This window comes from Parafrankia elaeagni, from assembly GCF_000374165.1.
GTDB classification, from domain to species: Bacteria; Actinomycetota; Actinomycetes; order Frankiales; family Frankiaceae; genus Parafrankia; species Parafrankia elaeagni.
Map to the genome: position 1 here is coordinate 51,609 of NZ_KB893670.1, position 23,790 is coordinate 75,398.

The window sequence follows — 23,790 nt, forward strand, 5'->3', positions numbered from 1 at the left end:
GTCTCGGGCTGTGATTGATCAAGGGACGCTGCCGCGCGCGGCCGAGTTCGCCCGCGTCGCCAGACGCCGGCGCCGGCAGCCGGTGGAAGCCGAACGCGAGATCCTCCGCGCCGCCACCGAGATGATCGGATCCGACACGGGCACCCCGATGACCGTCGCCGCGCTGATGTCCCGGACGGGCCTGGGCCGCTCGGCGTTCTACGCCTACTTCCGCGACCTCCCGGACCTGCTTCGCCGACTCCTCCATGAGATCGAGGGCGAGCTGGCCGCGACGTCCGCCGGCTGGTTCGACGGCACCGGCGACCCGGTCGAGGACTGCCTGCGCTCCACCCGCGTCCTCGTCGGCGTCCACCGGCGGCACGGCCTGGTGCTGAGCGCCATCGCGGACGCCGCCGCCGCGGACCCCGACCTCGCGGCCCGCTACCGGCAGACGGCCGTCGACGGGTTCGCCGACGCCGTGACGGAACGGATCAGCCGGGAACGCGCCCGCGGGCGGGTCGCCGCCGAGCAGGAGCCGCAGAGCGCGCGGGCGCTGATGGCGATGACGGACGCCTACCTGCGCGAAACTCTCGGCCGCCACCCCCGGGCCGACCCCGTCGACGTGGTGAGAACGCTCACGCTTGTCTGGACCCAGGCGCTCTACGGACGGCCGCCCGCAGACGGGTACGACCCGCCGGCGCACGCCGGAACCGCTGGAACAGGCGGCCCCGGCACGACGCGGCCCTCGGATGAGCCGGTGCCGCCGCCGGCCGGGCCGCCCGGGGCCGGTGGGGCCGGAGCACCGCGGCCGATCCCCGGACGTCGAAACTCGTAGTCTTCCCTCGTGACTCCGTCAAACCCGAGCCCCGTCAGCACCAACCCGGTCGGGGCGGTCGACCCCGCCGGCTGGATCGCCGATGACCTCGCCCTCGCTCTGAGCCTCGCCGACGCCGCCGACCGGATCACCCTTTCCCGCTTCCAGGCGGTGGACCTCCACGTCGAGTCGAAGCCCGACAACACCCCGGTCTCGGACGCGGACACCGCCGTCGAGTCCATGATCAGAGAACGGCTGGCCGCCGCGCGCCCCGGGGACGGGGTGCTCGGCGAGGAGGAGGGCCTCGTCGGTGAGAACACCCGGCGGCGCTGGATCCTCGACCCGGTTGACGGCACGAAGAACTTCGTGCGCGGCGTGCCGGTGTGGGGCACGCTGCTCGGCCTCGAGGTCGACGGCGAGATCGTCGTCGGGGTCGCGAGCGCGCCGGCGATGAGCCGCCGCTGGTGGGCCGCCCGCGGCACGGGCGCCTTCACCCGCGACGCCACCGGGGACACCCGGGCGCTGCGGGTCTCCTCCGTTGCCCGGCTCTCGGACGCGTTCCTGTCCTTCGCCTCCATCGAGGGGTGGCGCACCGCGGACCGCCTGCCCGAGTTCCTGAGCCTGGCGGAGCAGGTCTGGCGCAGCCGCGCCTATGGCGACTTCTGGTCGCACATGATGGTCGCCGAGGGCGCCGTCGACCTCGCCTGCGAGCCGGAGGTCTCGCTGTGGGACCTCGCCGCTCTGCAGATCATCGTCGAGGAGGCCGGCGGCCGGTTCACCGATCTGCGCGGTCAGCGCGGCCCGGCGGGGGGCACCATCCTCACCACGAACGGCCATCTGCACGATCTCGCACTGCGGCACTTCACCAGGTGACCGGCCGGGCGGCGGGGCACCTGGTGGCGCGAGGGGCCATCCGGCGGTGGTGATCGGTTTCGCGCACCGCGGCTCCCCCGGCCGGCTCCAGCGGGAGAACACCCTGCCCGCCTTCCGGCGGGCGCTGGCCGCGGGCGCGAACGGCCTGGAGTCGGACGTCTGGCTGACCGCCGACGGTGTCCCGGTGCTGCGCCACGACGACGCCCTGGGCCCGCCCGGGCCCCGGCGGCGGCGGGTGACCGGCCTGCGCCGCGAGGCGCTGCCCGGGTGGATACCGAGCCTCGCCGAGCTGTACCAGGACGTGGGCTGGGGTTACGACCTCAGCCTCGATCTGAAGGGCCACCCGGCGGGGATGTCCACCACGGATGCGGTGAACGCGGCCCTCGCCGCCGCGCGGGCCGCCGGCGGCACCGCGGCCGTCACCCGGTTGTGGCTCTGTGGCCCGCTGTCCGAGCTGCGGGCGTGGCGGCGGATCGACAGTGATGTCAGGCTCGTCAACTCCACCTCTGCCGCGGAGGTGGCCAGGCACGGCGGCGGCGCGGCGTACGCGGCCGTCCTGCGGGCGGCGGGCGTCGACGCCCTGAACCTGCGTGCCCGGGAGTGGGCGCCGGCTCGCGCCGGGATCGTGGCCGACCTGCACGCCGCCGGTGTCGCGGCCTTCGGCTGGGACGCGCAGTCGACGGCGACGCTGCGCCGGCTGCGCGGGTACGGCCTGGACGGTCTGTACTCGGATCGCCTGCAGCGCCTGGTCGATGTCACCGCGGCACCGCCCATGCCGCAGGAGCCGCCCGCCCGGAAGGCACCGTCGTCTCCGGATTCCGTCAGCGACGACTGAGTCAGCCGACGGTTCGGCCAGCGCGACGACCGACCCCCACACACGGGTGCCTGCGCACCACTGCACCACGGCACCGGGGAACCACGGGGAATCCCGGTCACCCGGAAGCGCACACCCGCAATAGACCGTGGCCACGCGCCGACGAGCAAAGAGTCACCCGATTGCGGTGACGCAGTCTGAATGTGACTGTTCCACTACCCGAACGATTGACCTGACCAGCCCAATTCGGCGAAGTGCTCGGATGGGCGTGGGTTCGAACCGCACGCCTTGGCGCTGTACACGATGAGACACCAAGGGACCGACACGCAGAGAAGTATTGTTGACACCGTCGGCAACCAACACCACACGCCCCGCGCTACAACCACGGCCATGTCGGCTCGGGCGCGCGGAACCCGGCCGACCGGCAAGAGTCCGTGACATCACGAGGACATCACGACTGCCGGATGAACGACCGGTCAGTCCTCTCCCGCCACTTTGAGCATCTGCGCGGGAAAGCCTGTCCGTTCCGCGACGTTCTCGACGGAGTAGCCCTGCTCCACGAGGTCACGAGCTTGTTCGAGGGTCCAGCCCCGGCCGGGATCCACCCGACGGACGACCACCTCACTCGCCTGATGATGTTCCTGCGGCCAGCTCAGTCGCGCACGGCGTGCCAACGGTCGACCTCCGAAGTTTTGACGGACATTCGCGTTACGAACCAAGGATAAGCCAGATACGCACCTTCCCGCTCCATGAACTTCGCGATAGCGGCCGCACCGGAGTAATGCGCAACCACGGGCACCCTCGACACCCGGTCCCGGCCCGGCACCATCATCGCTGTCACCGGACGCGCAAGCCACCTGGCCCTGCCGACAACACGGGAGTGAGACAAGTGTTGCGGCGAGGCGGGTCACGCCGTGAGATGTCTGATGGACATGTCCGCTTAACTTGTCCGGTCGGTACTTGTCCGACCAGTTCTTGTCCGGTAATGTCCACGGGCCGCCCCAGACGGATGAGGACAACTCCGACCGAGTCAGGCGCCATCAACGGCGCCTCATCCCGCAGCCCTCATCCCGCAGGCTCCTCTTCCCGCGGCCGACCCGGGCCCGCAGCCACCTCCGGCCGCGGGCACCTCATGCCGCACAGTACCGCCGTGGCCGCCGGCGCGGTGTCGGCCGGAGGTCACCTGCCCGACCGTCGGTTCCGCCACCGCCCGCCCTCCCTCTCGGACCGGCCACGGCTGCCCGACGGACCGCCCCTATCCGCCGGACAGGCTCGGGCCTGCGGTGCCACCCGGCCCGCGCTGGCGGCCGGCCACGGTGGCCGGGTGCTGCTCGCGCCCATCGCCACCGTGCGAGCGCAGCAGCGTCCGCCACTGCCGGTCCGAATGGCTGGCGGGACTCGTCGTCGCGAGAAAGTCCTCCAGCACCGCCCGGAACCGCGCCGGCTCGGCATGGTGCGGAAAATGACCGGAGTCCGGGAAGATCTCCAGCCGGCTTCCCGGCATGGCCTGGTGCGCGATCCGGGCGTGTTCCACCGGGATGACCCCGTCGTGTTCCCCCCACACGATCAGGGAAGGCATTCCCGCGGCGAGATAGCACCGGTCCAGCATGGTGATGGCCTGCCCCCGCCCGTCCACGGCGGCGCGCAGCGTGCGCAGGAACGCCCGGCGGGCCGTCGGGACCTCGAGGGAGGCGAAGACACGCATCAGGTCATCGGCGTCCCGGCCGACATCGGTGTGCGCCAGCCGCAGCGCGTTGACGACAACCGACCCGACCCGGCGGGCCGGCGGGCTCGCGAGCAGCGAAAGCGCCTGCCCGGCGCCGGGGGCGGTCGCGGCCCGCAGCAACGGGTGCAGGTCCGGCCCGACGCCGCCGGTGGAGACCAGCACGAGCCGCTCGCACCGCGCGGGAAACTGATAGGCGAACTGCATCGCCACGCCCCCGCCGAGCGAATGGCCCACGACGGTCACCCGCTCAATGCCGAGGATGGTGAGCAGATCCCGCATCCCGCAGGCATAGCCGGCGACGGAGTAGTCGCCCCGCGGCTTGTCCGAAGCGCCGTGCCCGAGCAGGTCGGGCGCGATGACCGTGTGGTTGCGCGCCAGCGCGGGGATCAGCTCACGCCAGGTTCCCGAGTTGTCGCCGATGCCGTGGATCAGCAGCAGCGCCGGGCCGCGGCCGGCCCGCAGATAGGCACGGCGATATCCGTGCACGGTCACGAAGCGCGGCGCCAGGCCGCTCCCCACCGCTCTGGGCTTCCGTGCGACCACCCGGTCCACTTCCCGACTCCCGACCACTGTCCGTCACCCCGCCACCGCCGCCCGGCCCTGGAATTCGACGTTGTGCATCACATGCTTGATGCGGGTGTACTCCTCCAGGCCGTAGACTGAGAGGTCCTTTCCGTAACCGCTCTTTTTGAAACCGCCGTGCGGCATCTCGGCCACGATCGGAATATGCGTGTTCACCCACACGCACCCGAAGTCGAGCCGGTTCGCCACCCGCATCGCGCGGGAGTGGTCGCTCGTCCAGACGCTGGACGCGAGCCCGTACTCGACACCGTTCGCCCAGGCGACGGCCTCGTCCTCGGACGTGAACGCCTGGACCGTGACAACCGGGCCGAACACCTCCCGCTGTACCAGCTCGTCCTGCTGTCGCAGCCCGGCGATCACCGTGGCCGGGTAGAAGTAGCCGGGCCCGCCCAGCGGCGCCCCGCCGGCGAGCAGGCTGGTGTGCTCCGGCCGGCGCTCGACGAAGCCGCTGACCCGCTCCAGCTGGGCGGCGCTGTTCAACGGCCCGAAATCCGCATCGGCGGCGGCAGCGGCGCCCGCAGCCGCACCGGCGTCAGCGCCCGCGCCCGCGCCGGCACCCACTCGGGAGGGCGGGCCGGTGACGGTGCCGCGCGCGGCTGTGGCCAGCGCGGCCGCCAGCTCGGCGGCGATGCCCGGACCGGCGAGCACCCGGGTGGCCGCGGTGCAGTCCTGACCGGCGTTGAAGTAGGCCGCGCCCGCGATCGCGGTCGCGACGGCTGCGGGGTCGACGTCGTCGAAGACGATGACGGGGGCCTTGCCGCCCAGTTCGAGCTGCACCCGCTTGAGCGTGTCCGCGGCCGCCCGGGCGACCTCCATGCCGGCCCGGACGCTGCCGGTGACGGAGACCATCGCCGGGCCGGGGTGGGCGACCATGTCCCGCCCGGTGTCCCGGCCTCCGCAGACCACGTTGAGCACACCCGGCGGCAGGAACTCGCCAGCGATCTCCGCGAGCAGCAGGGAGCTGAGCGGCGTCGTCTCGGCCGGCTTGAGCACGACGGTGTTCCCGGCGGCGATCGCGGGCGCGATCTTCCAGACCGCCATCATCAACGGGTAGTTCCACGGGGTGACCTGGGCGCAGACGCCGACCGGCTCCCGCCGGACATAGCTGGTGTGGCCCGCGAGGTACTCTCCCGCCGAGCGCCCCTCCAGCAGCCGGGCCGCACCGGCGAAGAACCGGATCTGGTCGACCGACGGCGCGATCTCCTCGTCCAGGGTGAGCTGGCGTGGCTTGCCGGTGTTCGCGCACTCCACCGCGGCGATCTCGGCCGCGCGGCTCTCGATCGCGTCGGCCAGGCGCAGCAGCGCACGGGAGCGCTCGGCGGGCGTCGTGCGGCGCCACTCCTCGAAGGCCTCGCCGGCCACCCGGACCGCCGCGTCGACGTCCGCGGCCCCCGAGGCGGGCGCGTGGGCGAGGAGCTCGCCGGTGGAGGGGTCCAGCACCGGCGCGACCCGACCGTCCACGGCCGGCACCGACTTGCCGCCGACGAGGTTGTACAACGTCCGCACCATGGGCCTTCTCCCTCCACCAGGACCCGTGCGCACCCCGGGTCCTGGGGCTCCTACCCACCGCGGTCGATGCTTCCACGGTCCGTCACGCATCGGCCGCGCGTCCGCCCGGCTTCTGCCCGGCTTCTGCCCGGTCGCGACCTTCGCGGAAGCGCGAGCGCGGAGGGTGCGCCTCGTCCCGGAAGGGGCCTCGCAGACGCCCCGGGGCGAGGCACGCGGACGAATGGTGCGACCCTGGGCGGTGTCTCGGCCCGCCGTCGTCCCGGGCGCGCCGATCAGAGCCTGGTGGTCGGTCCGGGGCAGTGGGAGACGACGGCACCGTGAGCGACAGCGAGACACGCACGGACACGCTCGTCAGCCCTACCGGGTGGTCCCTGTGGTCCGATGCCCCGACCCGCCAGCCGCGCCCGCCCCGACCGAGGGCCCGTGGCGCCCTCACCGCCGACGTGTGCGTGGTGGGCGCCGGCTACACCGGCCTGTGGACCGCCTATTACCTGGCCGTCACCCATCCCGCGCTGCGGGTGGTCGTGGTGGAGATGGAGACCGTCGGTTTCGGGGCCTCCGGCCGCAACGGCGGCTGGTGCTCGGCGCTGTTCCCCGCCGCAGCCCTGGCCGGGCAGATGCGCCCCGCCCTCGCCGACACGGTCGAGGAGATCGGCGCTGTCACCCGGGAGGAGGGCATCGACTGCGACTTCACCCGGGCCGGGCTGCTCACTGTGGCGACCACCCCGGCGCAGGCCGCCCGGCTGCGCCGCGAGGCCGGCCCCGACTGGCTGGGCGCCGCCGAGGTCGCCCGCCTCGTACGCGTGGCCGGCGCCGAGGGCGGGATTCTGGACCCCGACTGCGCCGCAGTCCATCCCGGCCGCCTCGTGCGCGGGCTCGCGGACGCCGTCGAGCGCCGCGGGGTGACCCTGTTCGAACGCAGCCGGGCCCGCCGCATCGTGCCCGGGCGGGTGGTCCTCGACGACGGCGTCGTGCGGGCGGACGTCATCGTGCGGGCCACCGAGGCATACACCGCCGCGCTGCCGGGCGCCCGTCGCGACGTCGCACCGGTGTACTCGCTGCTGGTCGCGACCGAGCCGCTCCCACCGGCGGTGTGGGAGGAGATCGGCTGGGAGCGCCGGGTGACCGTCGGCGATGCCAGGCACACCGTCGTCCACGCCCAGCGGACCGCCGACGGCCGGATCGTCCTCGGCGGCCACGGCACGCCCTACCACTTCGGGTCGCGGGTCCGTCCCTCCTTCGACGTGGAGCCGGCCGTCTTCGACCAGCTCCGCCGGACTCTCGCAACGCTGTTCCCCGCCGCGGCGCAGGCCCGGATCACCCACCGCTGGGGCGGGCCGCTCGCCGTTCCCCGGGACCGGACACCGGTCGTCCACCTCGACCGCGGGACCGGCCTGGCCCACGCCGGCGGCTACGTGGGTGACGGGATGACGGCGAGCGCGCTCGCCGGCCGGACGCTGGCCGAGCTGATCACCGGGCGCAGCTCGGAACGCACCGGACTGCCCTGGGTCGGGCGCGAACGGCGACGCTGGGAACCCGAGCCGCTGCGGTGGCTCGGCGTCAACGGCGGTGCGCTGCTGGCCGCGGCGGCCGACGCCCGCGAGAACCGCACCGGACACCCGTCCCGGCTCGGCACCGTCGTCACGGCTCTCACCAGCGGCCGCTGACAGCGGCCACCCGGCTGGTCTGGCCGGTGGCCGGTGGCCGGTGGGCCGTCAGCCGCGGGCCGCGAGGTCTCCCGCCATCGCGTCGAGGCTGTCCAGGTAACGGTCGACGTCCGCGTCGGTGTGCTGGACGGACAGGGTCCACTCCTCCTCCCGGCCGGGAGCCATGAGCACTCCCCGGTTCGCGTTGTACAGCCAGGCGAGCTCCGGCAGAGCAGCGTTCTGGTGGGCCATGAAGGATGTGTAGTCCCGGATCGGCGCGTCGGTGAAGTGGACGCAGCCCTTGGAGCTGATCCCCACCGCATAGCCGGCCAGGCCGTGCCGGGCCAGGATCTCCTCGCAGCCCGCCAGCAGGCGGTCGTTGAGCTGATCCAGATGCGCGTAGGCGTCCCCGGTGAGGACCTCCTGCAGGCTCGCCCGGGCCGCCGCCATCGCGAGCGGGTTGCCGTTGTACGTCCCGACCTGCTTCACCCTGTCCTCGGCCACCACCGCCATCAGTTCCTCGGTGGCCCCGATGGCGCCGGTCGGCAGCCCGCCGCCGAGCGCCTTGGCCAGAGTGACCATGTCCGGCGTCACGCCGAACCGCTCGACCGCGCCGCCCGCGGCGACGCACAGGCCGGTCTTGACCTCGTCGAAGATGAGAACGATGCCGTGCCGCCGGGTGATCTCGCGGACGGCCTCGAGGTAGCCGGGCTCCGGCAGCACCACGCCCAGGTTCATCATCGCGGCTTCCATGATCACGCAGGCGGGCGGTTTCCCCTCGGCCTCCAGTGCCTCGATCCGGCGTTCCATCGCCGCGGCGTCGTTGAACGGCACCGCCACGGTGAGCTCCACGACCACCTCGGGGATTCCGGCGCCGTAGCTGAGGGAGTTCATCCGGTCCGCCGGGCCGATGTCGGCGTAGGGGGCGCCGATCGACACCATCACGTAGTCGTGGTGGCCGTGGTACGACCCGAAGATCTTGACGATGTGATCACGGCCGGTCACCCCGCGGGCGATCCGGATCGCGTCCATCGTCGCCTCCGAGCCGGAGTTGACGAACCGCCACTGCGGCAGGCCGAAACGGCGGGCCAGCTCCTCGCTGACGATGACCGAGTCCTCGGTCGGCATCGCGAAGTGGGAGCCGAGGGCGATCCGCTCGGTGACCGCGCGCACGATCGCCGGATGGGCGTGGCCCTGAACCATCGAACCGAAGCCGTTGTGGAAGTCGGCGTACTCGTGGCCGTCGACGTCCCACACCCGCGAGCCCCGGCCGTGGGTGAGATAGATCGGCCACGGATCACGCGCCTGGTAGGAGGACGGGACGCCGCCCGTCATCGTCCGCGCGGCGCGGGCGTGCAGGGCGCGTGAAGCCGGGGTGCGCTCCTGCAGGGCACGTTCCTCGCGCTCCCGCAGGCCCGCGGCGATGTCGTCGGGCCCACCCGGAGGTGGGGCTGCCGGACGGTCCGTCCGGGGGGTCGCCCGGGGAGCTGTCTGAGGGGTCGTGGACGTCGCGTTCGGCACCATCACCGCACCCTTCCCTGCTCTCGACTACCGAAAGCGTAGCCCCGGAGCACATTTTGCGATGGAATCGATAGAAAGCAAGCGTCACAAAGACCGCATCCAGATCAGGCCCCACCCGGCCATACGATGACGCGCAGCGAGTACCCGCCCCACGATCGGCGTCCGTCGGACGAAGCATCCAGGAGGATGTCGCGTGCAGTCACGCAGGTCGTCCGGTCAGCGCCAGGCGCCTGAGCCGCTGCTGGACGACATCAACAAGGCGATCATCGAGCAGCTCCAGCAGGACGGGCGCCGTTCCTACGCGGCGATGGCCACGGCCGTCGGGCTGTCCGAGGCGGCGGTCCGTCAGCGGGTCCAGCGCCTGCTCGACGCCGGGGTCATGCAGATCGTCGCCGTCACCGACCCGCTGCGGGTCGGCTTCCGGCGCGAGGCGATGGTCGGCGTGCGGGTCTCCGGCGACACCCGGGAGGTTGCCGAGGAACTCGCCCGGCTGCCCGAGGTCGACTACGTCGTGCTCACCGCGGGAACGTTCGACATCCTGATCGAACTGGTCGCCGAGGACGACGAGCACCTGCTCTCGCTGATCAACGACCAGATCCGTGCACTGCCCCAGGTCAGGGAGACGGAGACCTTCGTCTACCTGCGACTGGTCAAGCAGACCTACGCCTGGGGCGCACGATGACCGGACGTGTCGGGCTCGCGACCCGAACCATCACCGGCAAGCACGGAGACACCGGGCAACCATGAAGAGCCAACAGGAGTCCAACATGTCGCGAAGACTGGTTGGTTCCGGCTCGAGCGATGAGGAGACCATGGCGCTCGTCCACCATGACCCGCGGGACGGCATCCTGATCACGAAGATCGGGCAGGCGGAGATCACCGTCCGGCCTGAGCCGCCTGCCAGCACCGGCGCCGCGCCTGTTGTCCTGCTGCGCGTCGACGCCCCCATGCTCGAAAGCCTGGCCGCCGCCTACCTCGACCCCGACGAGGCCCGGTCGCTGGCCCGCGCGCTGCTGCGGGCGGCCGACCAGCTACGCCCGGCCAGCCCCTGGCGGACGCCCGAGCGCCCGACCGGCTGACCGCCCGACCGGCTGCCCGGCTGCCCGGCTGCCCGGCTGCCCGGCTGCCCGGCTGCCCGGCTGCCCGGCTGCCCGGCCGGTTCAGGGTGAGGGTCGGGTGCTGCCGTTACGGTGAAATTCACGTGCAGTCAGCGGATATCCGCGCCACGCTGCCGGAATGGCAGAGTCGTCCGCGCGCCTGGCCGGTCCCGCCAGCTCCGCGCCCAACGCCGGCGACGAGGAGGAGCAGGAGCAGGCCGCGGTCCCGAGCAACCGCCGCAACGCCGGCCTGCACTCGTTCCTCGCCCACATCCGGACGTTCCGATGGCGTGCGGTGGCCGTTCTGGGCGTTTTCGCCATCGCCAACCTGTTGCTCGCGGTCGTGCCGATCTTCGCCGGCCGGCTCGTCGCGGCACTGGCTGCCACACCGGTCGACCGGGACGCGGCCCTGTTCGGTGCCGGGGTGCTCATCGGATTCGGCGTTCTGCACGACATCTTCTGGCGCAGCGCCGAGCTGCTGTGGGTACGCCTGATCCTCGATCGTGGGTACGAGTACGAGGACCTCGTGTTCACCAAGGTGATCACCCAGCCTTACCCCTACTTCGTCGGCACCTTCACCGGAAAGATCAGCAGTTACGCGGGAACTCTCGGCCGGGAGTACCGGCTGTTCCTCAACTCGGTGTACTGGGAGTACTGCGGGCAGGTCGTGCGACTGCCGACGCTCGCGGCGATCATGTTCACGGTCAACGTGCCGACCGGCTTCGCCTTCGCCGGCGGCCTGGCGTTGATGCTCCTGCTGGGCCGGCTGACAGTGCGACGGGTGGCGGCCCGGGAGCGGGCCGCTGCCGATGTCGCCTCCGACGTCGAGGGTCACACGATCGATGTGATCGCGAACTTCGTCGCGGTGAAGTCGTTCACGCGGGAGGCGGCCGAGTCGGCCGGGCTCCGGGCCAGGCGGCGTGGCCTGGCCCGGGTGGCCGCCTCGTCCTACCGGTGGAACTTCCTCTATTTCGGGGCGATGAGCATTGTCGTCCGCTACGTCCTGTGGCCGACGACAATTCTTTTCAATCTGCATCTCTATCTGGACGGAAATCTCACGCTCGCGCAGTTCGCCACGTTCCTCACCGCACTGATGGCCTTCTCGGAGTACATCTGGGGCACCGTCTGGTTCGTTTCCCAGCTGAACCTGCAGCTGGCCCGGGTCGAGGAGGCCTACCGCTACCTTTTCGGCGCCCGCGACATCATCGACGAGCACCGCCGGGTGGCGCCGCGGGAGGAGACCAGCAGCCCGCCCGCCTACACCCGCTCACTGCGGATCGACAACCTGCGCTTCGCCTACCCGGACGACCCGGCCCGGCCGGTCCTCGACACCATCAGCCTGGACGTCGCCCGTAACGAGAAGATCGGGATCGTCGGCCGGAGCGGCAGCGGAAAGTCGACGCTGCTCAAACTGCTGCTGGGCTACTACCCACTGCCCCCCGGCACGCTGTGCGCCGACGGCGCCCCGATCGACGACCGGCAGCTCGCCCGGCTGATCTCCTACGTCCCGCAGGACATCACGCTCTTCCACCGCTCGATCCGGGACAACATCGTCTACGGCACCGCCGCGGCGGCGACGCGCGAGGAGGTCGAGGACGCCGCACGCCGGGCCCACGCCCACGAGTTCATCGCCAGCACCAGGGACGGGTACGACACGCTGGTGGGCGAGCGGGGCATCCGGCTGTCCACCGGGCAGCGCCAGCGCATCGCGCTGGCGCGCGCGTTCCTCAGCCCGGCCCCGATCCTGGTGCTGGACGAGGCGACCAGCGCCCTCGACAGCGAGAGCGAGCGGCTCGTCCAGGACGCACTGGAGGATCTGTGGGCCAGCCGGACGGTGATCGCCATCGCGCACCGTCTGTCGACACTGCTGACGATGGACCGGATCGTGGTGCTGGAGGGCGGACGGATCGCCGAGCAGGGCTCACATGAGGAGCTGCTCACCCGGACCGGGCTCTACCACCATCTGTGGAACCGGCAGAGCGGTGGCCTGATCGGCGGCCGGGATCTGACCGCGGGCCCGGTCGTGCCCAGCCCACTTCAAACGCCGAAAAAGAATATCCCCCAGAAGCCTGGGCTTCTGGGGGATATTCCATCTGGTAGCGGGGGCAGGATTTGAACCTGCGACCTCTGGGTTATGAGCCCAGCGAGCTACCGAGCTGCTCCACCCCGCGTCGGTGTGTGTCTTTACTATACAGGGACGCTTGGCCCAGGTGTCAAATGAGCGGGCCTACTAATTTCCCGGCCCCTCCCCCAGTCGACGCTCCGTACTCCGCCGGTCCGGGGCCCGGACCGGCGACCGGCCGGCGGCCTGGCTGGAGCCAGGCCGCCGGCCGGTCGATCCGATCCGATCCGTTTCGATCCGGTCCGTCCGGCCCGGTCCGGTCGATCCGTTCCCGTGGGCTCAGCCGGGGCTGCCGGTCGGCGCCGCCACCGGGCGGATCGCCGCCGGCACCGCGCCGACCGCCTGCTCGACGACACCACCCGTCCCGCGCACCGGCTCCGCCGGGGCCCCAGGGGTCCCCGGGCTCGCCGGAGCCGCTGTGACTGTCGGCGCCGGTGCCGCGGTGGGTTGCGCCGCCCCCGGCGAAGCCGGGGGCGGCGGGGTGGGCGGCGCAGCCGTGGGCGCCAGAGCGCGGAGCCGACCGAGCGCGTCCTGCAGGTCCCTCTGGGCCTCGCCGTAGGCGGTGAAGTCCGGCGGGGTCTTCGCCAGGGCCTCCTCGCCGGCCCGGTAGGCGGCGTCGGCGTCCTCGATGGCACTGGCCAGGTCGCCGCTCGACGGCGCGGACGGGGCGGGCGGGCCCGATCCGGATTCACCCTCGCCCTCGCCCTCCTCCTCGCTCTCGTCACCGGTGGTCGGGGCCGCCGAGGTCCCGGCGCCGGCCGCCGATGCTCCCGCCCCGGGGCCGAAGACGTCGTCCAGCGCGTCGGCCAGCGAGGAGCCGAAGCCGATCCGGTCCCCGAAGGCCACGGCCACCCCCTGCAGGGTCGGGTACCCCGTCGACCCGCGGGCCTGGACGTAGTAGGGCTCCACGTACAGCAGGCCGCCTGCGACGGGCAGCGTCAGCAGGTTTCCCTCGATCGTCTGTGAGCCCGCACCACGCCACAGGGTGAGCCGGTTGGCGACGTCACCGTTGGACTCGATGGCCCCCTGTACCTGCACCGGCCCGTTGATCGTGTCGCCGGGCGGCAGCTGGAGCAGGGTGAACCTGCCGTAGTTGTCCGGATCCATGGACACCGCCATGTAGGCGGCGAGCTTGGACGACCGGGCCGAGATCAGCGGCGAGGTCAGGTTGTAGGACGGGGCGTCGCGCCCTGGCAGCTGGCTGTACACGTAGAACGGCGGCTGCGGCTCACCGGTGTCGTCCGGGGACTGCGACACGTTCCAGAAGTCCTCCTGGGAGTAGAAGTCCCGGGCGCTGTCCACGTGGTACTGGCCGATCAGGTCCCGCTGGACCTTGAACAGGTCCTCCGGGTAGCGCAGGTGCTCCATGAGGGAGGGCTTGATGTCCTTCTTCGGCTTGACGGTGTCCGGGAAGGCCTTCATCCAGGTCCGCAGCACCGGGTCCTGCTCGTCCCAGGCGTAGAGGGTGACCGTGCCGTTGTAGGCGTCCACCGTCGCCTTCACCGAGTTACGGATGTAGTTGACCTGGTTCGGCGGCTGCTGGGTGCGGTTGCGGCTCTGGGTTGTCACCGCGTCCGCCGTGACGTCCCCGAACGTCCGCCGTGCGGAGTAGGGGTAGCCGTCCGAGGTGGTGTAGCCGTCGAGGATCCAGGTGACCCGGCCGTCGACCACCGCCGGGTACGGGTCGCCGTCGAGGGTGAGCCAGGGTGCCACCTTGCTGACTCGCTCGCGCGGATTGCGCTCGTAGAGGATGCGCGAGTCGCCGGTGATGTCCTTGGAGAGCAGGACGTTCGCCTCGCCGAAGCGGAGCGCGAACAGCGCCCGCCGGAAGCTGGAGCCGATCGAGACGCCGCCGTCGCCGTCGTAGCTCGTCGTGAGCTGGGTGTCGTTCGGCCCGGGGCCGTCGATCTCCGCCTGGCGGGTGCCGACGATCGAGTACTCGGGCGACATCTCGCCGAAGTACACCCTGCTCTCGGTGACGTCCAGGTCGCCCGTCTCCGGGAGGTTGCGCTCGGTGAAGGCCGGCCGGCCCTCGTCGGCGGTGTTGGACGGCGCCGCGACGAAGCCCCGGCCGTGGGTGTAGGTCAGGTGCTCGTTGATCCAGTTCCGCTGGTCCTCCCCGAGCCCGCCCTGGTTGAGCTCGCGGACCGACACGACGTAGTCCCGAGTCGTGTTCCTCCCGTTGACCGTCGTGGTGTAACGGTCGACGTCCAGAGTCTGCGGGAAACCGTAGTAGCCGCGGATCTGCTGGAGCTGCTGGAACGTGCCCGACATCTTGCTCGGGTCGAGCAGCCGGATGTTCGGCACCGTTCCCTTGTCCGCCGCGATCTGTTCCGCGGTCGCGTCCGTCCGCGCCGAATAGGGCTCCGGTTTGACGTCCTGGATGCCGTAGGCCGATCTGGTAGCCGCGATGTTGCGGGTGATGTAGGGCTCCTCGCGGGAAGCCTCGTTCGGCTTCACCTGGAACTGCTGGACGATCGCCGGGTAGATGCCGCCGATGACGACCGAGGACAGCACGAGGATTCCGGCGCCGAGCAGCGGCAGCGTCCAGCCCCGCTGGAAGATGTTGTAGATGAACAGCACCGCGCAGGCCAGCGAGATGAACAGCAGGATCAGCTTCGCCGGCAGCACGGCGTGCAGGTCGGTGTAGGACGCCCCCGTCGACACGCCGCGGGAGGAGAAGACCAGCCCGAACCGGTCCAGGTAGTAGGCCCAGGCCTTCAGCAGCGCGACCAGCCCGAGCAGCACCGAGACGTGCGCCTTCGCCGCCGGCGCGACCCGCTCCCCCGCCGACTGCAGCCGGATGCCCCCGAACAGGTAGTGCGTGAGCACCGTGACCAGCAGGGAAAGCAGCACCGCGGTCAGCAGGAAGGCGAGCAGGAAACGCTGGAACGGGTAGCTGAAGGTGTAGTAGCTGATGTCGCGGCCGAACTGGGCGTCGACCTCACCGAAACGCTCGCTGTTGATCCACAGCAGCCACGTGCGCCACCGCCCGGACGCCGACAGCCCGGCGACGAGGCCGAACAGTGCCGAGACGGCCAGCAGAACCGGCAGCATGAACGGCTCGATCGCCACCCGGTAGCGCTCGAGGTTCTGCTGCTCGGTCGACAGGGGACGGATCGGGGGGCGAAGCCTGTAGGCGAGTACTATGTTCGTTCCCACGGCAATCGCCATCACGGCACCGAAGAGAACGAACAGCAGTATTCGCGTGAACACCACGGTCCTGAAGACGTTACTGAAGTCCACCGAACGGTAGAACAGAAGATCCGTGTAGAGACGGGTGTAGACGCCGACTCCCACGAGGATCAGGACCAGGACGCCCACCACCGGCACGAGCAGGCGTGTCCGTGTCAGCAGCGGTCTGCGACTGGTTCCTGCCACTAGCTCCTCCGTCCGTTCCTGATGCGGCTGCCCGCCTTCAGGGCAACCTACGCCAGCCCTGTTCGGCTAGATCCGAGAGGATGGGTCGGTGACCACTCCGAGCATCACCGAGCTGACCTCCGTCGTCCTGGAGGTCGAACGACACGTCGCCGAGCTGGGGTGGGACCAGCCCAGTCAGGTGTACGCGCTGGCAGACACCTCCGAGCTGCTCATGCGCGAGCCTGGCCTGGCCCCCCATATCGGCGACGCCCCACCAGGTTCCCTAACGCCGGTGGAGCAGGAACCGCTCCCGGCCGGGCGGCTCGACGAAGTTCTGGCTGGCATCGGCTGGCCCCCCGAGGTCCTCGGCTGCGTCCTTGTCACCGAACTCGTCGTCCTGCCGCCAAGTGCCGAGGCGGAGGTCCCCTACGACGAGCACGACATCGAGCACTGGGCCGCCAACCATCCCGAGCGGCAGGACGTCCGGCTCGCGGTCGGGGTCACCCGGGCCGGCATGCACGCATCCTGCCTGCGGGTGCGCGGTGACGACGAGCTGGTCATCGACCCCGACCTCGCCGACAACCTGGTTGACGGGCTGCTGGAGACCTTCCGGTAGACCTCCGGGCCGGGGGCCCGGGTGCCTGCTCTGCGCGGCCTGGTGCCGTGACCGGCCGGGTTCGCCCCGGCCGGTCACGGCGCTAGCTCGCGTCGGCGGAGCAGGTGGGCACCGAGGTCGAGGCGGGATCCCCGCGCAGGGTCTCCAGCGCCTCGAGAGCACCTGACAGGCCTGTCACCTCGACGAGCCGCAGGTCGGTCTTCATCCGGACGGCATCGACGCAGTTCCCCTCGGGCACGAGGAACACCGAGGCGCCCGCCTGCTCGGCTCCGAGGATCTTCTGCTGGATACCACCAATGGGCCCGACCTCACCGGTGCTGTCGATGGTCCCGGTACCGGCGATCGTCCTCCCACCGGTGAGCTCACCCGGGGTGAGCAGGTCGACGATGCCCAGCGCGAACATCAGGCCCGCGCTCGGGCCGCCGATGTCGGAGATCCGGATCCGAACGGTGAACGGGTAGGACCGCTTCTCGGTGGTGGTGACACCGATCATGGGACGACTGTCGTCGTCCGGGGCGGGCCTCGTTGTGATCCTCGCGGTGGCAGGCCGGTTGTCACGGCGGTAGGCGACCTCGACGACATCGCCGGGCTTCGCCGCGCCGACCCGCTCCCGCAGCCCGTCCTGGTCGGTGATCCTCGCCCCGCCGACCGCGGTGATGACGTCGCCGGACCGCAGCTGCCCGGCGGCCGGCGAGCCGGCCGGCACCTCGTGCACGACGACCTCCGTGCCCGTCGGTTCGATGCCGAGCTCGCTGAGTGCGGCGGCCGTCGCCTGGTCCTGGGAGTCGATCATGGCCTGGGTGTTCTCCTGCCGGATCTCCTCCTGGCTGGATCCCGGCGGGCGCACCAGCTCGCTCGGGACGACGGCCCGGTCGGAGGACACCCAGTCCCCGAGCGCGCCGAGCAGGTTGAGTCGCGGCGTCTCCTCGACGGTCGTCAGATCGAGGCTGCCCGAGGTCGGGTAGGTCTGGCGACCGTCGATCTCGATCAGCGGCGCCCCGTCGACCTTGCCGAGCGTGTCGGTGACCGGGCCCGGGGCGAACGTCACATAGGGCACCGGTAGCCACAGGCCGACGACGGCGAGGATCAGCGTCAGCACCGACGCAACGAGGAGTGTCTGCGCGCGGCGGCCCATGCCCGCAGTCTACGTAGATCGCCGCCGAGCGCTCGTCCGAGCGCGTTCCAACGCCCGGGAGCCCCGACGTGCGGCCGGGCTCCACCGACGGGACCCTCTCATGCCGGTGGGGCGGTGGCCCGCGTCGATCTCGCGGTGCCACCGCCCCACCGGGCGTGACTGGTGTGACCGGGTGACTGGTGTGACCGGGTGTCAGTGGTCTCCGGCCGCGTCGCCTTCGGCCGAGACCGCGGCGACGGCCTCGGCCGCCCGGGCATCCCCGGGACGTGCGGCCGGAACCGGGACGAGGGCGGGCAGGGTCGTCACTGACGGTGAAACCAGGGGAGTGGAGATCTCGTGGCCGGCTGAGATGGGGCGGGCGAGGGCAGCCATACTGCGGCGGTAACCCTCGACAGTGATCATGGCTTCGGAGGTGCGGTCAGGGCGACTGCGCAGCGTGAACCAGGCCAGGGCCAGGAGCATCGTGGCAGGTGGGATCAGCAGGAACCACATGGCGGCCTCGACGTCGAGACGGGGAAGGAAGATGACCTACATCTATCCTAGGTGCCCCACTCAGCAGGCGCCTACCCATTCCGACGAGCCATCTGCGAATGCCTGACGCTTCCAGATCGGCACCTGTTCCTTCACATCGTCTATGAGACGCCGGCAGGCGTTCAGGGCCTCCGCCCGGTGCGCGGCACCTGCGGCCACGATGACGGCGATGTCACCAATCGCCAGGCGCCCGGTGCGGTGCACCACAGCGATCGCGCGAACGCCCAGCTCAGCGGCCACCTCCTCGGCAACCCGGGCAAGCTCACGCGCCGCGTGGGGATGCGCGCTGTACTCCAGGTCGTCGACCGACCGCCCGTGGTCATGGTCCCGAACCGTGCCGATGAACAGCCCGATTCCCCCCACCTCCGGCAACCGGACGGCAGCCAGACATTCATCCACGGACAGCGCGCTTTCCCTCATCTGCGCGAGAACCACGACACCGGGTGACACGCCGTCGACAACAGGCGCTCGATCCGAGAAGGTCACATCCACCCCCCGACGGTAACGCCCGGCCGACTCCGTTTCACCAGTCGGCCGGAAAACGCACTACCGTGGGTTCATGTCCCTACGGAACGACCACAGGCCCCAGCGATGAGCGGCGGCTTCCCCTTCGGCTTCGGCCCCACGCCGGGTGGGGACCCGAATCGTCCCCCCGGCGGCGGCGGGGCACCGTTCTTCGCCGAGCTCGAGCGCCTGCTGTCGTGGCAGGGCGGGCCGGTCAACTGGGAGCTCGCCCGCCAGGTCGCGGTACGGACGCTCGGCAGCGACGACCGCACGGTGAGCCCGGCCGAGGTGAGCGAGGTGGAGAACGCGCTGCGGATCGCGGACGTCTGGCTCGACCCGCTCACGGTGCTGCCCGCCGGCGCCACCACGGCCGCCGCCTGGTCGCGTGAACAGTGGATCGAAGCCACCCTGCCGGTCTGGCGGACGCTGTGCGACCCCGTCGCGAGCAAGGTCGTCGAGGCCATGCGCACCGGGATCTCCTCCGGCCTCAGCCAGCTCGGCGGCGGCGACCTGCCGCCCGAGCTCGCGGGGGCGCTGCCGCCCGGCGTCGACCTCGGCCGGCTGATGGGTGCCGGCGGGCCGGTCATGCAGATGATGAACCAGGTCGGCGGAATGCTCTTCGGCGCGCAGGTGGGCCAGGCCATCGGCGGCCTCGCCTCCGAGGTGGTCAGCTCCACCGAGGTCGGCCTGCCGCTCGGCCCGCTGGGCACCGCCGCTCTGCTCCCGGCGAACGTGGCCGCCTTCGGGCAGGGTCTGGGCGTCACGGACGACGAGGTCCGCATCTACCTCGCGCTGCGCGAGGCGGCGTCGAACCGGCTCTACGCGCACGTCCCCTGGCTACGGGCGCACGTGCTCGGCGCGGTCGAGGAGTACGCCCGCGGGATCGCCGTCGATCCCGAGGCGGTCGGCCGGGTGATGCGGATGATCGACCCCAGCGCGCTGATGAACCCGGAGCGGCTCACCGAGGCCCTCGGTGAGGATGTCTTCGCTGACGCCGACACCCCCGAGCAGAAGGCGGCGCTGGCCCGGCTGGAACTCATCCTGGCGCTGATCGAGGGCTGGGTGGACCACGTTGCGGACACCGCGGCGCGCGAGCATCTGCCGTCCTCGGCGAAGCTGCGGGAGATGGTGCGCCGACGGCGTGCGGAAGGTGGCCCGGGCGAGCAGATCTTCGCGACACTCGTCGGCCTCTCCCTGCGCCCACGCCGCCTGCGCGAGGCCGCGGCGCTGTGGGAGGCGCTGTACGACGCCCGCGGCCATGAGGGGCGGGACGCCCTGTGGGCCCACCCCGACCTGCTGCCGGGCGCGGATGATCTCGCGGACCCGGCCGCCTTCGTCACCGGCACCGGGGCGGGCGCGGATGTCGACATCATCGCCGAAATCGAGAAACTCGACGGCGCGTCGCCAGGAGATGAAACACCGCCCAGTTCGGACGGTCCGAGTTCCTGACCAGTTACTTCCCGCCGTCGATACGGCTACGCGGGACACAAGAGGCCACACGAATTGACCGACACGGCGATTCGGTCGTAGCTTGACCACGCGGGCCCCCGGCATGCGTGGCGCCTCCGGAAGGGGAAGCCGGAGGCGCCACGTTCACCCCGGGGGCTCGCCCGTACGTGATCTCCGGGTGGCAACCCTGCTCGGGGCGCCACCTCGCCCTCCTCGCGGCGGATATGCCCTGCTGGTGAGGGGTTGCTCGGTGTGCCGCCCGGCCTTCTCCCAGCCGGCGAGTCACTTCGATCATGTGGTTGCCCATTTGCCAGGTCGGCCCTGAAGGCGCGGCTCGCTGGTCGACGGCGTCTCGGCGCCCCGGCGCCCCGGCGCCCCGGCGCCCCGGCGGACTGTGCTCGGGGCCAGTGCGCCCTGACCGCGACGGGCAACGACGGGCAACGCAGCGAAATCCGTGGTGAAACCCAAACTTTCTGATCATGCGAGATAGATCGCATTTCTCCACCCGAATAGTCCCGATAAACGGTGATGATTCGGGCGCTCTCCACCGGGCCGTCCGCGCGAATCCGCCTTGTCCACAGGTCCCGCCGACAGGCGCTGGTGCATTCCGATCTCATGTCATGGTGGACCGGTCTTCATCACCGCCGGTCGGTCTGGCTGGCAGACGCGAGGGAGGATCCCGTGCGCCCGGTCCTCAAGCCCGGTCTCCGCCGGCTCTGGCGGAGCAGCACCACCCTGCAGATCGGCGTCGACCCACTGCGGGCGGTGATCCTCGCCGGCCTCGACCCGGCCCATCTCTCCGCGCTCGACGCACTGGAGCCTCCCGGCCCCGACCTCGACGCCTGCGGGCAGGCCCGCAGCCCGGCCACCCGCACGATGATCGAGCTCCTGGCGCAGGCCGGGCTGCTCGACGACGACACCGATTCCAGCCAGCCCGCCAGCGGCGAGCTCGACCAGAACCGGTTCGCCCCCGATGTGGCCGCGCTCTCGCTCGCGAGCTTCGGTGTGCGGCTGCCCCGGTCGGCGATGCTGCGCCGGCACCGGGCCCGGGTGGCCCTGCGCGGCGCCGGGCGGATCGGGGCACAGATCGCGACTCTCCTGGTGGCTGCCGGCGTGGGTCAGGTGATCGTGGACGACCCCGGAGCCACCTCGGCCGCGGACCTGGCGCCCGGTGGCCTCGGGCTCGACGACGTGGGCCAGCCGCGTTCGGTCGCCGTGCACGCGGCGCTGGGCCGGGTCGGCGGTCGGCGGGACCCACCAGGTCGCCTTCCCCCCGGCCGTGCACCACGCACACAGCACCCGGAGCCACTACGCCCCGACCTGCTCCTCCTCGCCCCGGTCGGCATCCCGCTGATCCACCCGGACGAGTGCCTCGCGCTGGAGCGATCCGGTGTCCCGCACCTGCTCGCGGGTGTCCGCGAGACCACCGGGATCATCGGCCCGCTGGTCGTGCCGGCGGTCAGCGCCTGCCTGCACTGCCAGCATCTGCACCGCGACGCCCGCGACCCCGACTGGCCGATCCTCGCGATGCAGATGATCCGTCCCTCCGGCCGCGGCGCCGACCCGTGCGAGATCTCCCTGGCCACACTCGTCGCGGCGATCGCCTGCATGCAGGCCCTGGACTTTCTCGACGCCACCCCGCCCGCACCGGACGGCCCGAAACCCCTCCTGCCGCCGACAGTCGACGGCGCTCTGGAGATCTCCCGCGCCGACCTGCGCATCCGCCGCCGGAGCTGGCTGCTGCACCCCGAATGCCCCTGCCGCACGGCACGGTCCGCCGCCACCGCCTCACCAGAGACGGGCATGTCCTCACCGACCGGCTTCCGGGTGCCCACCCAGGGCCAGCCGATCGCTACGGGGAGCGCCAGTTGAGGGCGTGTATCGCAAGGGCGCCCCGCTCCCGGCGATGGAGGGGGCACGATGGAGCTGTGTCCGACATCCCGCGGCGGGCAGTCGTCCGCACCGCCAAGCTCGCGACCCTCCCGATCGGCATGGCAGGCCGGGCGACGCTCGGCGTCGGCAAGCGCCTCGGCGGCCGGCCCGCCGAGGCCGTGGCCACCGAGCTGCAGCAGCGCACCGCCGCCCAGGTCTTCCGGGTGCTCGGCGAGCTCAAGGGCGGCGCCATGAAGCTGGGGCAGGCGATGTCCGTCTTCGAGGCAGCGCTGCCCGACGAGGTCGCCGGCCCCTACCGGGCCGCCCTCACGAAACTCCAGGAGGCGGCGCCCCCGCTCCCGGCTGCCACAGTGCACAAGGTGCTCGCCGACGAACTCGGCCCGGGCTGGCGGGCCCTGTTCGCCAGCTTCGACGACACGCCCGCCGCCGCGGCCAGCATCGGGCAGGTGCACCGCGCGGTCTGGGCCGACGGCCGACAGGTCGCCGTCAAGATCCAGTACCCGGGTGCCGGCCCCGCGCTGCTGGCCGACCTCAACCAGCTCGGCCGGGCCGCCCGGCTGTTCGGGGCGCTGACTCCGGGGCTCGACATCAAGCCCCTGGTCGCCGAGCTGAAGGCCCGCATCACCGAGGAGCTCGACTACCGGCTGGAGGCCGCCTGGCAGCAGGCGTTCGCCCGGGCGTACGCCAACGACCCGGACATCTGTGTGCCCATGCCGATCGCCGGGGCCGACCGGGTGATCGTCAGCGAGTGGATCGACGGCGTGCCGCTGTCCACCGTGATCACGCACGGCACCCAGGAGGAGCGGGACCGGGCCGGGCTGCTCCTGGTCCGGTTCCTCTACTCCTGCCCGGGGAGAGCCGGGCTGCTCCACGCCGACCCCCATCCGGGGAACTTCCGCCTGCTGCCCGACGGCCGGCTCGGGGTTCTCGACTTCGGGGCCGTCAACCGGCTCCCCGGCGGGCTGCCCGAGCCGATCGGCCGGCTGGCCCGCCTCACCCTCGCCGGCGACGCCGAGGCGGTGGCGGACGGGCTGCGGGCCGAGGGCTTCATCCCGGCCGGCACCGACATTCCGGCGGACGGTCTGCTGGACTACCTGGCCCCGATGCTCGCGCCGATCGCCGCGGACGAGTTCACCTTCTCCCGCGAATGGCTGCGCGGCGAGGCGCTCCGGCTCGGCGACTGGCGGTCCGCGGCGGCGCAGCTCGGCCGCCAGCTGAACCTGCCGCCGTCCTACCTGCTGATTCACCGGGTGACGCTCGGCGCCATCGGCATCCTGTGTCAGCTGGGCAGCTCAGGGCCGTTCCGGGCCGAGATGGAGCGCTGGCAGCCCGGCTTCGCCGCGCCCCGCACCGCCGCGGCCCGGCATGCCGCCTCGGCGAACCGGCCCGGTCGCCGCCTGCCGAAGCTCGACGTCGAGGACGACGCGGGGGTTGTCCGTGCCCGGCAGGGCCCGGTGGTGCTCGCCCCGGCGCAGCGCTCCAGCCGGTCACGGAGCCGGATCCGCCCACCGGAGCAGGCCGGGCCCGCCGAACCGAGCCGTCCGTCCCGTCGATCCACGCCCACCCGCAAGCCGAAGGCCGACCAGGACTGAGCAGGGCTGACCGGGCGGTGCCGCGCA

At 71.7% G+C, this 23,790-nt stretch carries 19 protein-coding genes and 1 tRNA gene; 11 read left to right on the plus strand and 9 right to left on the minus strand.

The window, feature by feature from the left end; all coding sequences use genetic code 11:
- The first annotated feature begins 10 nt into the window (after positions 1-10).
- Genes B207_RS0100205 through B207_RS31890 form a run of 3 tightly spaced genes read left to right on the plus strand, consistent with a single transcriptional unit; the run spans position 11 to position 2,501 of the window.
- Positions 11-814, plus strand: a complete 804-nt coding sequence (locus B207_RS0100205; RefSeq protein ID WP_018634493.1) for a hypothetical protein — start codon at positions 11-13, stop codon at positions 812-814.
- Positions 815-823: 9 nt separating this feature from the next.
- Positions 824-1,666 carry a histidinol-phosphatase gene (gene hisN / locus B207_RS0100210; RefSeq protein WP_018634494.1) on the plus strand — a complete coding sequence of 281 codons (843 nt, stop codon included), beginning with the start codon at positions 824-826 and terminating at the stop codon, positions 1,664-1,666.
- A 46-nt stretch (positions 1,667-1,712) separates the two neighbouring features.
- The gene (locus B207_RS31890) at positions 1,713-2,501 is read left to right on the plus strand and encodes a glycerophosphodiester phosphodiesterase (RefSeq protein WP_018634495.1); all 789 of its coding nucleotides are present in this window, start codon (positions 1,713-1,715) and stop codon (positions 2,499-2,501) included.
- Between the two features lie 455 nt (positions 2,502-2,956).
- Here the strand turns inward: B207_RS31890 and B207_RS37700 are convergent, their stop codons facing one another.
- The 3 genes from B207_RS37700 to B207_RS0100230 form a co-directional block, all read right to left on the minus strand.
- Positions 2,957-3,154: a hypothetical protein gene (locus B207_RS37700; protein ID WP_084691931.1), complete on the minus strand. Its 198-nt coding sequence runs from the start codon at positions 3,152-3,154 to the stop codon at positions 2,957-2,959.
- 581 nt (positions 3,155-3,735) lie between these two features.
- Positions 3,736-4,758 (minus strand): alpha/beta fold hydrolase, encoded by a 1,023-nt coding sequence (locus B207_RS0100225; RefSeq protein ID WP_018634497.1) that lies wholly within the window; start codon positions 4,756-4,758, stop codon positions 3,736-3,738.
- 24 nt (positions 4,759-4,782) lie between these two features.
- Positions 4,783-6,297 (minus strand): gamma-aminobutyraldehyde dehydrogenase, encoded by a 1,515-nt coding sequence (locus tag B207_RS0100230; RefSeq protein WP_018634498.1) that lies wholly within the window; start codon positions 6,295-6,297, stop codon positions 4,783-4,785.
- Between the two features lie 317 nt (positions 6,298-6,614).
- Between B207_RS0100230 and B207_RS31895 the strand changes: the two genes are divergently transcribed.
- Entirely contained in the window at positions 6,615-7,964 is a 1,350-nt protein-coding gene (locus B207_RS31895) for an NAD(P)/FAD-dependent oxidoreductase (RefSeq protein WP_230204757.1), read from the plus strand.
- Between the two features lie 48 nt (positions 7,965-8,012).
- On the opposite strand, the gene B207_RS0100240 is transcribed toward B207_RS31895, so the two are convergent.
- Positions 8,013-9,467 carry an aspartate aminotransferase family protein gene (locus B207_RS0100240; protein ID WP_018634500.1) on the minus strand — a complete coding sequence of 485 codons (1,455 nt, stop codon included), beginning with the start codon at positions 9,465-9,467 and terminating at the stop codon, positions 8,013-8,015.
- A gap of 190 nt (positions 9,468-9,657) precedes the next feature.
- On the opposite strand from B207_RS0100240, the gene B207_RS0100245 reads away from it, so the two are divergent.
- The 3 genes from B207_RS0100245 (at position 9,658) to B207_RS36575 (ending at position 12,677) form a co-directional block, all read left to right on the plus strand.
- Positions 9,658-10,146: an Lrp/AsnC family transcriptional regulator gene (locus B207_RS0100245; protein ID WP_018634501.1), complete on the plus strand. Its 489-nt coding sequence runs from the start codon at positions 9,658-9,660 to the stop codon at positions 10,144-10,146.
- Positions 10,147-10,276: 130 nt separating this feature from the next.
- Entirely contained in the window at positions 10,277-10,543 is a 267-nt protein-coding gene (locus tag B207_RS0100250; RefSeq protein ID WP_018634502.1) for a DUF6907 domain-containing protein, read from the plus strand.
- A gap of 157 nt (positions 10,544-10,700) precedes the next feature.
- Positions 10,701-12,677 carry an ABC transporter ATP-binding protein gene (locus tag B207_RS36575; RefSeq protein WP_084691932.1) on the plus strand — a complete coding sequence of 659 codons (1,977 nt, stop codon included), beginning with the start codon at positions 10,701-10,703 and terminating at the stop codon, positions 12,675-12,677.
- On the opposite strand, the gene B207_RS0100260 is transcribed toward B207_RS36575, so the two are convergent.
- Positions 12,656-12,732, minus strand: a tRNA-Met gene (locus B207_RS0100260). The genes B207_RS36575 and B207_RS0100260 overlap by 22 nt on opposite strands.
- Before the next feature lie 230 nt (positions 12,733-12,962).
- Positions 12,963-16,064 carry a UPF0182 family membrane protein gene (locus B207_RS0100265; RefSeq protein ID WP_018634503.1) on the minus strand — a complete coding sequence of 1,034 codons (3,102 nt, stop codon included), beginning with the start codon at positions 16,062-16,064 and terminating at the stop codon, positions 12,963-12,965.
- An 88-nt stretch (positions 16,065-16,152) separates the two neighbouring features.
- Here B207_RS0100265 and B207_RS0100270 point away from each other — a divergent pair, with 88 nt between their 5' ends.
- A complete protein-coding gene (locus B207_RS0100270) occupies positions 16,153-16,659 on the plus strand; it encodes a PPA1309 family protein (RefSeq protein ID WP_018634504.1) in 507 nt (168 codons plus the stop codon).
- An 82-nt stretch (positions 16,660-16,741) separates the two neighbouring features.
- Here the strand turns inward: B207_RS0100270 and B207_RS0100275 are convergent, their stop codons facing one another.
- From B207_RS0100275 to B207_RS0100285, 3 genes are all read right to left on the minus strand, one after another.
- The gene (locus B207_RS0100275) at positions 16,742-17,794 is read right to left on the minus strand and encodes a YlbL family protein (RefSeq protein ID WP_018634505.1); all 1,053 of its coding nucleotides are present in this window, start codon (positions 17,792-17,794) and stop codon (positions 16,742-16,744) included.
- Positions 17,795-17,986: 192 nt separating this feature from the next.
- Positions 17,987-18,286: a hypothetical protein gene (locus B207_RS0100280; RefSeq protein ID WP_018634506.1), complete on the minus strand. Its 300-nt coding sequence runs from the start codon at positions 18,284-18,286 to the stop codon at positions 17,987-17,989.
- A gap of 60 nt (positions 18,287-18,346) precedes the next feature.
- Positions 18,347-18,817, minus strand: a complete 471-nt coding sequence (locus tag B207_RS0100285; RefSeq protein WP_018634507.1) for a molybdenum cofactor biosynthesis protein MoaE — start codon at positions 18,815-18,817, stop codon at positions 18,347-18,349.
- 99 nt (positions 18,818-18,916) lie between these two features.
- Here B207_RS0100285 and B207_RS0100290 point away from each other — a divergent pair, with 99 nt between their 5' ends.
- The 3 genes from B207_RS0100290 to B207_RS0100300 all read left to right on the plus strand — a co-directional run bounded on the left by B207_RS0100290 (position 18,917) and on the right by B207_RS0100300 (position 23,763).
- The gene (locus B207_RS0100290; RefSeq protein ID WP_018634508.1) at positions 18,917-20,278 is read left to right on the plus strand and encodes a zinc-dependent metalloprotease; all 1,362 of its coding nucleotides are present in this window, start codon (positions 18,917-18,919) and stop codon (positions 20,276-20,278) included.
- A 681-nt stretch (positions 20,279-20,959) separates the two neighbouring features.
- Positions 20,960-22,150: a ThiF family adenylyltransferase gene (locus B207_RS0100295; RefSeq protein WP_018634509.1), complete on the plus strand. Its 1,191-nt coding sequence runs from the start codon at positions 20,960-20,962 to the stop codon at positions 22,148-22,150.
- Positions 22,151-22,206: 56 nt separating this feature from the next.
- Positions 22,207-23,763 carry an ABC1 kinase family protein gene (locus tag B207_RS0100300; protein WP_018634510.1) on the plus strand — a complete coding sequence of 519 codons (1,557 nt, stop codon included), beginning with the start codon at positions 22,207-22,209 and terminating at the stop codon, positions 23,761-23,763.
- The last annotated feature ends 27 nt before the right edge of the window (positions 23,764-23,790 follow it).